This is a genomic window from Planotetraspora mira, assembly GCF_016863275.1.
Lineage (GTDB): Bacteria > Actinomycetota > Actinomycetes > Streptosporangiales > Streptosporangiaceae > Planotetraspora > Planotetraspora mira.
The window spans coordinates 1-771 of sequence record NZ_BOOO01000089.1; the positions used below are offsets into that span (position 1 = coordinate 1).

A 771-nucleotide genomic window follows, 5' to 3' on the forward strand; every position below is an offset into this window, starting at 1 on the left:
CGACGAAGTCAAGGACGCGGACGGAATGACGGTACAGGCTTGACGGGCGGGCTGGGCCGAGGAATGCTAACCCAGCCGGATCGGATTGGATCTGATCCACCTCACCCGCCCCAGATGCGAGGAGAAGTAGGTGCCCAGAGCGCTGCTTCTGACCGGCGACGCCGCCGAGGAGCTCGACACCATGTATCCCTACTATCGCGTGCAGGAGGGGGGCTGGGACGTTGACGTCTCGTCACGGACGATGCGTGACGTTCAGCTGGTCATCCACGAGTTCGACCCCAACTCCGACGCCTACGTGGAGAAGAACGGCCGAAAGCTGCCGGTCGACGTGCCCTGGGCCGAGGTCGACGTCGAGCGCTATGACGCCCTCATCATCCCTGGGGGACGTGCCCCCGAGTGGATCCGGGTCGACGCCGACGTCAGGCGCATCACCGAGCACTTCTTCGCGCGCGACCTCCCGATCGCGCTGGTGTGCCACGGCGCGCAGGTGCCGGCTGTGTACGGGCTGCTGAGGGGTCGAAAGACGGCGTGCTTTCCCCCCATCACCGGTGACATGGAGAACGCGGGCGCGACGGTCATCGACGCTCCCGACGTCGTGGACGGCAACCTCGTCTCCTGCCGGGGGTGGCCCGACATGCCGCAATTCGGCAGGGCGATGATGGAGCTCTTTTCGAAGTCCATCAACTCCGCATCCGCATGAGCACACCTGGCCTGTCTCGGTGACGGCACTTCGGACCGTCACAGTCGACGGCTCTCCCGTCCACGTCCTGG

1 protein-coding gene is annotated in these 771 nt (G+C 65.8%); it reads left to right on the top strand.

Features of this window, described 5'->3' with window-relative positions:
• Positions 1 to 130: 130 nt before the first annotated feature.
• Positions 131 to 700, top strand: a complete 570-nt coding sequence (locus Pmi06nite_RS41610) for a DJ-1/PfpI family protein (protein ID WP_203958774.1) — start codon at positions 131 to 133, stop codon at positions 698 to 700.
• Positions 701 to 771: the final 71 nt, after the last annotated feature.